Origin of the sequence: Tahibacter caeni, assembly GCF_024609805.1 — a bacterium.
Taxonomy (GTDB): Bacteria; Pseudomonadota; Gammaproteobacteria; order Xanthomonadales; family Rhodanobacteraceae; genus Tahibacter; species Tahibacter caeni.
The window spans coordinates 1-7,391 of sequence record NZ_JANFVR010000247.1 but is presented as its reverse complement, the minus strand read 5'-3'; the positions used below and the strand labels follow the sequence as shown (position 1 = coordinate 7,391).

General features: G+C 70.8%; 9 protein-coding genes. 7 read left to right on the top strand and 2 right to left on the bottom strand.

Annotation, left to right across the window (positions count from 1 at the left end):
• The 6 genes from NON22_RS17560 to prfH all read left to right on the top strand — a co-directional run.
• A partial coding sequence (locus NON22_RS17560; RefSeq protein ID WP_257388242.1) for an Era-like GTP-binding protein occupies positions 1-1,324 on the top strand: 1,324 nt, incomplete at its 5' end.
• Positions 1,325-1,469: 145 nt separating this feature from the next.
• On the top strand, positions 1,470-2,090 hold the full coding sequence (locus tag NON22_RS17555) for a YceI family protein (RefSeq protein WP_257388241.1): 621 nt from the start codon (positions 1,470-1,472) through the stop codon (positions 2,088-2,090).
• Positions 2,083-2,736, top strand: coding sequence for a cytochrome b (locus NON22_RS17550; RefSeq protein WP_425507998.1), 654 nt, complete (start codon positions 2,083-2,085; stop codon positions 2,734-2,736). Before NON22_RS17555 ends, NON22_RS17550 begins: the two co-directional genes overlap by 8 nt.
• Complete coding sequence (locus tag NON22_RS17545; protein WP_257388239.1) at positions 2,733-3,269, top strand: YceI family protein; 537 nt, start codon at positions 2,733-2,735, stop codon at positions 3,267-3,269. Before NON22_RS17550 ends, NON22_RS17545 begins: the two co-directional genes overlap by 4 nt.
• A 40-nt stretch (positions 3,270-3,309) precedes the next feature.
• Complete coding sequence (locus tag NON22_RS17540) at positions 3,310-4,662, top strand: GTP-binding protein (RefSeq protein ID WP_257388238.1); 1,353 nt, start codon at positions 3,310-3,312, stop codon at positions 4,660-4,662.
• Between the two features lie 28 nt (positions 4,663-4,690).
• Positions 4,691-5,302, top strand: coding sequence for a peptide chain release factor H (gene prfH / locus NON22_RS17535; RefSeq protein WP_257388237.1), 612 nt, complete (start codon positions 4,691-4,693; stop codon positions 5,300-5,302).
• Positions 5,303-5,318: 16 nt separating this feature from the next.
• Here prfH and NON22_RS17530 read toward each other — a convergent pair whose 3' ends face one another.
• On the bottom strand, positions 5,319-5,549 hold the full coding sequence (locus NON22_RS17530) for a glutaredoxin family protein (RefSeq protein ID WP_257388243.1): 231 nt from the start codon (positions 5,547-5,549) through the stop codon (positions 5,319-5,321).
• A 66-nt stretch (positions 5,550-5,615) separates the two neighbouring features.
• Between NON22_RS17530 and NON22_RS17525 the strand changes: the two genes are divergently transcribed.
• Positions 5,616-6,998, top strand: coding sequence for an L-serine ammonia-lyase (locus NON22_RS17525; protein ID WP_257388236.1), 1,383 nt, complete (start codon positions 5,616-5,618; stop codon positions 6,996-6,998).
• Positions 6,999-7,014: 16 nt separating this feature from the next.
• On the opposite strand, the gene NON22_RS17520 is transcribed toward NON22_RS17525, so the two are convergent.
• On the bottom strand, positions 7,015-7,391 hold a 377-nt coding region (locus tag NON22_RS17520), incomplete at its 5' end, for a hypothetical protein (protein WP_257388235.1).

Here is a 7,391-nt window from a genome sequence, read left to right as displayed (position 1 = left end):
GCTCGCGCTGCTGCTGGCCGCCGTCGCAGCCAGCGCCTGGCTGGTCTGGCGCCTGCTGCATCCGCGGCCGCGCAAGCCGCGGCCGGTGCCGCCGCCGGACCGCGGCAACGTCGAGCAGCGCCTGCAGCTGCTGCAGGCGCGCCGCGCCGAGACGGCCGAGCTCGAGGCCGAGTTGCACGAGCTCGACCGCCGCGCCGCCGGCGAGGACTGCTACGTCGCCGTGTTCGGCGAGATCAGCGCCGGCAAGTCGAGCCTGATCCGCGCGCTCGCGCCGCAGGCCGAGGCCGAGGTCGACGTGCTCGGCGGCACGACGACGCGCGTGGCCCATCATCGCGGCGAACTGGCCGGCCGCGGCCTGACCCTGGCCGACGTGCCCGGCACCCAGGAAGTCGCCGCGCGCGAGCGCGAAGCCATCGCGCGCGACGAAGCGCTGCGCGCGCATGCGGTCGTCTACGTGACCGCCGGCGACCTGACCCGCGTGCAGGACCGGGAACTGCGCTGGCTGCACGGCTACGGCAAGCCGCTGCTGCTCGCGCTCAACAAGATCGACCGTTTCGACGCAGCCGAACGCGAACAGCTGCTGGGCGCGCTGCGGCAACGCTATGCGGAACTGACCGACCGCATCGTCGCCGTGCGCGCCGGCGGCCGCGAGCAGCTCCTGCGCCGCCTGCCGGACGGACGCGAGGAACGCATCGTGCGCGACGCGCCGCCGGACATCGACGAGCTCCGCGCGGCACTGCGGGGCTGTCTCGCGACCGATCGCGGGAGCCTGGAGCAGGCTCGCGCCGGCGCCGTGCTCGGCCGGCTCGGCGAGCGTCTCGGCGAAGCCGAACACGCCGTACGCGAACGCGAAGCGCGCGCGATCGTCGACCGCTATACGCGCCGCGCCATCGTCGGCGCCCTGGCCGCCGTCGCACCGGGCACCGACCTGCTGATCCAGGGCGCGCTGGCCACGGGCCTCGTGCGCGAGCTCGCCGCGCTGCACGACACGCCGCTATGCCAGATCGACCTCGACGCCTTCCTGCGCCAGGCCACGTTGACCTTGCGCACGACGAGCTCGGTCGTGCTCGCGATCGCCGGCAATGCGCTGAAGGCGTTTCCGGGTCTCGGTACGCTCGGCGGCGGCGTGTTGCATGCGATCGCGTACGGCCTGATCTTCGACAGCCTGGGCAATGCGGTCAGCCAAACCCTGCTCGAACAGCATCGCTTCGACCAGGACCAGGCGCAGCAGACCTTGCAGCGACTTCTGTCGGGACAGGCGCGCGGGCGTGTCGCCCATGTCGCCCAGCTCGCGCTGCAGGGGCTGACCCGCGAGACCGAATGAGCGCCATCGCGGCCGATGCCGCGTGTTGCGACGGCAGCGCCGCGTTCCGGTTGATTGTTGGCAAATCCGCCAACAATCCGTTCAGACCGCCACGCTTCTGCGCGCCGCACCAATCTGCCAAGCTAGCCGCATGTGCCGCCGCCCCTTGCTCGCGCTAGCCTTCCTGTCCGTTGCCGCGCCGACGGCCGCGGCGGTCGAGGTCTGGCGCATCGACCCGGTGCACACGCAGATCCTGTTCAGCATCGACCACCAGGGCTTCAACCAGAGCCTCGGCCTGTTCAAGGCCGGCGCCGGCACCTTGTGGTTCGATCCCGACGACTGGAGCACCGCGCGGCTGGAGGTCAGCGTCGACACGGGCTCGCTGCTGCTCGGCGACGCGAAATGGGAGGAAACCGTGCGCTCCTGGCGCTTCCTCGATACCGGCCGCTGGCCGCAGGCGCACTACCGCAGCATCCGCGTCGAACGCCAGGCCGACGGCAGCGGCCTCGTCCACGGCGAGTTCGAACTGCACGGCCGCAAGCAGCCGCTGGACATCGCGTTCACGTTGAACAAGCTCGCGAACGATCCCTACAGCTTCCGCCGCACGGCCGGCTTTTCGGCCGGCGCGACGTTCCGGCGCAGCGACTACGGCATGGACAAGGTGCTCAGTGCCGTCGGCGACACGGTGACCCTGCGCCTCGAAGCGGCCTTCGTGCGCGACCGCGGCGCCAGCGACGAACCTCCACCGATTCCGACCGAGGAAAAAACCGATGCCGCTGATGAGTGACCCGAACCGCTGGGGCCTCGGCGCCCGCACCCTGCACTGGACCATGGCCGTGCTGATCATCGGCGCCGGCATCGTCGGCCTGTACATGAGCGACCTGCCCAATTCGCCGCAGAAGATCCGCATCTACGCGCTGCACAAGTCGGTCGGCCTGACCGTGCTCGCGCTGCTGCTGCTGCGCGTGACGTGGAGCCTCGCGGACCGGCGGCCCGTCGAGGTGCCGATGCCGCCGTGGCAGGCCATGGCCGCGCGCACGGTGCATCTGCTGCTGTATGCGCTCATGCTGCTGCTGCCGCTGTCGGGCTGGCTGTACAACTCGGCCTCCGGCTATCCGCTGCAGTGGTTCGGCCTCGTCAACCTGCCCAGCCTGACCGGCGGCCCCGATCCGGCGCTCAAGGGCGTCGCCCACGAGCTGCACGAATACGGTTTCTGGCTGCTCGTGCTCGCGCTGGTCGCCCACGCCGGCGCAGCGCTCAAGCATCACATCGTCGACCGCGACGACACGCTCGTGCGCATGCTGCCGCTGTTGCGCCGCCGCGCCGCCGTCCCCACTTCCGCCGTGCCCGCCGTTGCAGCGGAGCCGGCGATCCCGACCGCACCGCCGGCCGCCGCGCCGGCCGAATCCGTCAAGGAGAATCCGAACCCATGAAGCGCCTCGCACTGATCGCCCTGCTCGCCGTGGCCGGAACCGTCCAGGCCAAGGACTGGGCCGTCGACCCGTCCAGTACCCTGAATTTCTCCGGCACCTACCAGGGCGAGAAATTCGCCGGCAAGTTCGCCCGGTTCACCGCCAAGATCGCGCTGGACAAGGCCGATCTCGCCAACGCCAAGCTCGACGTCGACGTCGACGTGACCAGCGCGTCGACCGGCAATGCGGACTACGACGGCGAGCTCAAAGGCTCGGCATTCTTCGACTACGCCAAGTTTCCGAAAGCCCGCTTCGTCAGCACGGCGGTCAAGGAAAGCGGTGGCGCGCTGATCGCCGACGGTACGCTGACGATCCGCGACAAATCCCGGCCCGTGCAGCTCAAGCTCGACTTCAGGCCGGCCGACGCCGGTGCGACCCTGGACGTGCAGGCCACGCTCAAGCGGCTGGACTTCGACGTCGGCACCGGCGACTGGGCCGACACGAGCCTGATCAGCGGCGACATCGCCGTGACGTCGCACCTGGTGCTCAAGTGACCGCGGCGGCGGCACGCAGGCGCCGCCGCACGCAAGACGCATGAGGGTTCCCGGCGGCTGGCTCGATTCGGTCACCCGCTGGTGGCGCGGCGACGCGCCGCCGGCGGGTGCGGTCGCGCCCGCCGACCAGGCCAGCGACGCGCTGCGCCGGCTGCTGGAGGACCCGACCGTGCCCGAATCGGTGCGGCGCGAGCTCGGCGACGAATTCGCACGCATCCAGTCCCTGCTCGACAAGCTCGCGCGCGGCGAATTGCATCTGGCCGTGTTCGGGCGTGTCTCGGTCGGAAAATCCGCGCTCGGCAACGCGCTGCTCGGCGAGTCCGCGTTCGAGACCGGCGTGCTGCACGGCACGACGACGCGCGCGACGCAGCAGCAGTGGACCGAGGCCGGCGGCTCGGGCCTGCATCTGATCGACACGCCCGGCATCAACGAGCTCGACGGCGAAGCGCGCGAACGCCTCGCGTTCGAGGTCGCCGAGATCAGCGACCTCGTGCTGTTCGTCGTCGACGGCGACATGACCCAGGTCGAGCGTGATGCGCTCGCGACGCTCGCGCGCACCGAGCGTCCGCTGCTGCTCGTGCTCAACAAGGCCGACCGCTACGACGACGCCGAACGCGCGCGCCTGCTCGCGCGGCTGCGCGAACACGCCGCCGGACTGCTGCCGGCCGACAACGTGCTGGCCTGCGCCGCACAGCCGGCACCGCTGCGCGTGATCGAGGTCGACGCGGCCGGCAACGAACGCGAGCGGCGAGAGGCGCGCGAATCCGATGTCGCCGAACTGCGCGAGCGCCTGCTCGCGATCTGCGCGCGCGAAGGCAAGACCCTGTCGGCGCTGAACGCCGGCCTGTTCGCGGGCCGCCTGTCCGACCAGGTCGCGCAGCGCGTGGCCGAGGCGCGGCGCGACGTCGCGGACAAGATCATCCGCTACTACTGTCTCGCCAAGGGCGTGGCCGTCGCGCTGAATCCGGTGCCGGTCGCCGATCTGCTCGCCGCAGCGGCGCTGGACGCGGCCCTGGTCATGCACCTGGGCAAGGTCTACGGCCTGCCGCTGACGCGCCGCGAAGCCGGCCAGCTGATACTGACGATCTGCGCGCAGCTCGCCGCGCTGATGGGCGCGATCTGGGGCGTGCACCTCGTCGCCTCGGCGCTGAAGGTCGCGAGCGTCGGCGTTTCCACCCTGTTGACCGCCGGCGCGCAGGGCGCGCTGGCCTGGTACGCCACGCAAGTCGTCGGCCGCGCGGCCGAGCGCTATCTCGTCGCCGGCAAGTCCTGGGGCGAATCCGGCCCCAAGCGCGTGGTGCAGGACATCGTCGCGCAGCTCGACCGCGATTCGATACTGCGCGAGGCGCGCGAGGAAATCCTCGCGCGGCTGCGCCGCAGCCCGGCGCGCTGAGCCGGCGAGAAGACCTGAGAGTCAGGACATGCTGCTGCAGCTCACCGCCGCCCAGGGACCGAACGAATGCGCTCTGGCCGTGACCAAGGCCGCGCAGCGCCTGCAGCAGGAAGCCGAAGCGGCCGGCGTGGCAGTCGAGATCGTCGAATCCCAGGCCGGAGAGATCGCCGGCACCTGGCAGTCGCTGCTGCTCGCGCTGAACGGTGCTGCCGCCGCCGAGCTCGCCGAGCGCTGGAGCGGCAGCTTGCTGCGGATCTGCGCGAGCCCGCTGCGGCCGCAGCACCGGCGCAAGAACTGGTTCTTCGGCGGGCGCTGCTTCGCGCCGCCGCCGCCGGCCCTCCAATCGGAAATCCGCTTCGAGACCCTGCGCGCGTCCGGTCCCGGCGGCCAGCACGTCAACACCACCGCCAGCGCGGTGCGCGCGACGCACGTGGCCAGCGGCATCAGCGTAAAGGTGCAGAGCGGCCGCAGCCAGCATGCCAATCGCCGTCTCGCGATCGCGCTGATCGGCCAGCGCCTGCAGGAGCAGGCTGACGCTCGCACCGGCGCCCAGCGAGCGCAGCGCCGGCAGGCCCACTACGGCGTCGATCGCGGCAATCCGCGCCGCGTGTTCCGCGGCGCCGCGTTCGTGCCGGACTGACGTAGCGGACCGGAGCTCAGCGCCCGGCCAGCCAGGCCGTCACGCGCGCCGCGTCGAACGGCCAGTCCAGCTCGCGCTGGCGGTCGTCGTCGCGCAGCACCGGCACGCGCTCGCCGTACAGCGCTTCCAGGCCGTTGTCGTCGTCGATGAACACGCTCGCGAAATCCGGCGCGCGCGCCTGCGCCAGCACGTCCAGCGCCAGATCGCAGAGATGGCAGTCGTCGCGCTGAAACAGGACAAGTCGCATCGTCATGAGGCCGGTAGCTTCGGAGCCGGATAGAATAATCAACCCAGCCCGTCGGAAACCGGTTCCATGGCCGTCAGCGTGTTCGACATCTTCAAGATCGGCATAGGCCCTTCGTCCTCGCATACGGTGGGACCGATGCGCGCAGCGGCGCGCTTCGTCAGCCACTGGCTGGACGAACGCGGCCTGCTCGACCGCGTCGCGCGCATCCGCGGCGAGCTGTTCGGCTCGCTCGCGCACACGGGCCGCGGCCACGGCACCGACAAGGCCGTGCTCTGCGGCTTCGAGGGCGAATGGCCCGACCGCATCGATCCCGACATCATCGGGAGCAAGCTCGAGCGCATCCGCGGCGAAAAGCGCCTGCGCCTGCTCGGCCGCCGCGACATCGATTTCGATGAAAAGCGTGACCTGATTTTCAACAAGCGGCAGAAGCTGCCCTACCACTCCAACGGCATGCGCTTCACCGCCTACGGCGACAACGACGAAGTGCTCGCGACGCGCGACTACTACTCGGTCGGCGGCGGCTTCGTCGTCAACCACGACGAGGCCGCAGAGGACCGCATCGTGCCCGACACGACGTCGCTGCCGTATCCGTTCCACAGCGGCGACGAGCTGCTGCGCCAATGCGAGGAAGCCGGCCTGAGCATCGGCCAGGTCATGCTCGCCAACGAGAAGGTCTGGCGCGGCGAAGCGGAGATCCGCAGCGGCCTGCTCGCGATCTGGAAGGCCATGCAAGGCTGCGTCGCGCGCGGCGTGCGCGAGGCCGGCGTGCTGCCGGGCGGGCTCAAGGTCGCGCGCCGCGCGCCGACGATGCAGGCCGAGCTGCTCGCGCGGCCCGAAGCCGCGCTGAAGGATCCGCTGACCATTCTCGACTGGGTCAACCTCTACGCGCTTGCCGTCAACGAGGAGAACGCCGCCGGCGGCCGCGTCGTGACCGCGCCGACCAACGGCGCTGCCGGCATCATTCCGGCCGTGCTGCACTACTTCGATCGCTTCTGCTCCGGTGCTAACGAGGACCGCATCTTCGATTTCCTGCTGACCGCCGGCGCGATCGGCATCCTGTACAAGGAAAACGCGTCGATCTCGGGCGCCGAAGTCGGCTGCCAGGGCGAGGTCGGCGTGGCCTGCTCGATGGCCGCCGGCGGCCTGACGGCCGCGCTCGGCGGCACGATCTATCAGGTCGAGAACGCGGCCGAGATCGGCATGGAGCACAACCTCGGGCTGACCTGCGATCCGATCGGCGGCCTCGTGCAGATCCCGTGCATCGAGCGCAACGCGATGGGCGCGGTCAAGGCGATCAATGCCTCGCGCCTGGCCCTGCGCGGCGACGGCAAGCACCGCGTGTCGCTGGACAAGGTCATCAAGACCATGCGCGACACCGGCAAGGACATGCAGGACAAGTACAAGGAAACCAGCCGCGGCGGCCTCGCGGTCAACGTGATCGAGTGCTGAGGCGCGAACGCGCGCGTCATTCCTCGTCGCAGTCGGCGCGCGCGTCAGCCTTGCGCCGCGCCGCTTCCTGGGCGACCGCCGGGTTGTACAGGCCGACATAGGCGCCGTACTTGCGCGCGGCTTTTTCGCCGAGACTTTCGTCGGGCGTATACGCCTCGGCGAAGCGCGTGCGCTTGCAGCGCACGATATTGTGGCCGCGCTGCAGCATCTCCTGCGCGGCGAGCTTGCCGCGCTCGATCGGATGCGCCGGCTCCTCGGCCGGCGCCGCCGGCGCCAGACGCAGGCTGCCGTCGGCGTTGTAGAGGCTCGGCGTCGCGACGATGCCTTCAGCGTCGCCGCTGGATGCGGCGGGCGCCTCGACCGGACGCTCGCCGCGGTCCGGCCGCGGCGGCG

Bases quoted from the DNA above. Each gene is read 5' to 3' on its own strand.
- NON22_RS17550 (WP_425507998.1), top strand. From the start codon at position 2,083: ATGAGTGACCCGAACCGCTGGGGCCTCGGCGCCCGCACCCTGCACTGG.
- NON22_RS17545 (WP_257388239.1), top strand. From the start codon at position 2,733: ATGAAGCGCCTCGCACTGATCGCCCTGCTCGCCGTGGCCGGAACCGTC.
- NON22_RS17540 (WP_257388238.1), top strand. From the start codon at position 3,310: ATGAGGGTTCCCGGCGGCTGGCTCGATTCGGTCACCCGCTGGTGGCGC.
- prfH (WP_257388237.1), top strand. From the start codon at position 4,691: ATGCTGCTGCAGCTCACCGCCGCCCAGGGACCGAACGAATGCGCTCTG.
- NON22_RS17530 (WP_257388243.1), bottom strand. From the start codon at position 5,549: ATGCGACTTGTCCTGTTTCAGCGCGACGACTGCCATCTCTGCGATCTG.
- NON22_RS17525 (WP_257388236.1), top strand. From the start codon at position 5,616: ATGGCCGTCAGCGTGTTCGACATCTTCAAGATCGGCATAGGCCCTTCG.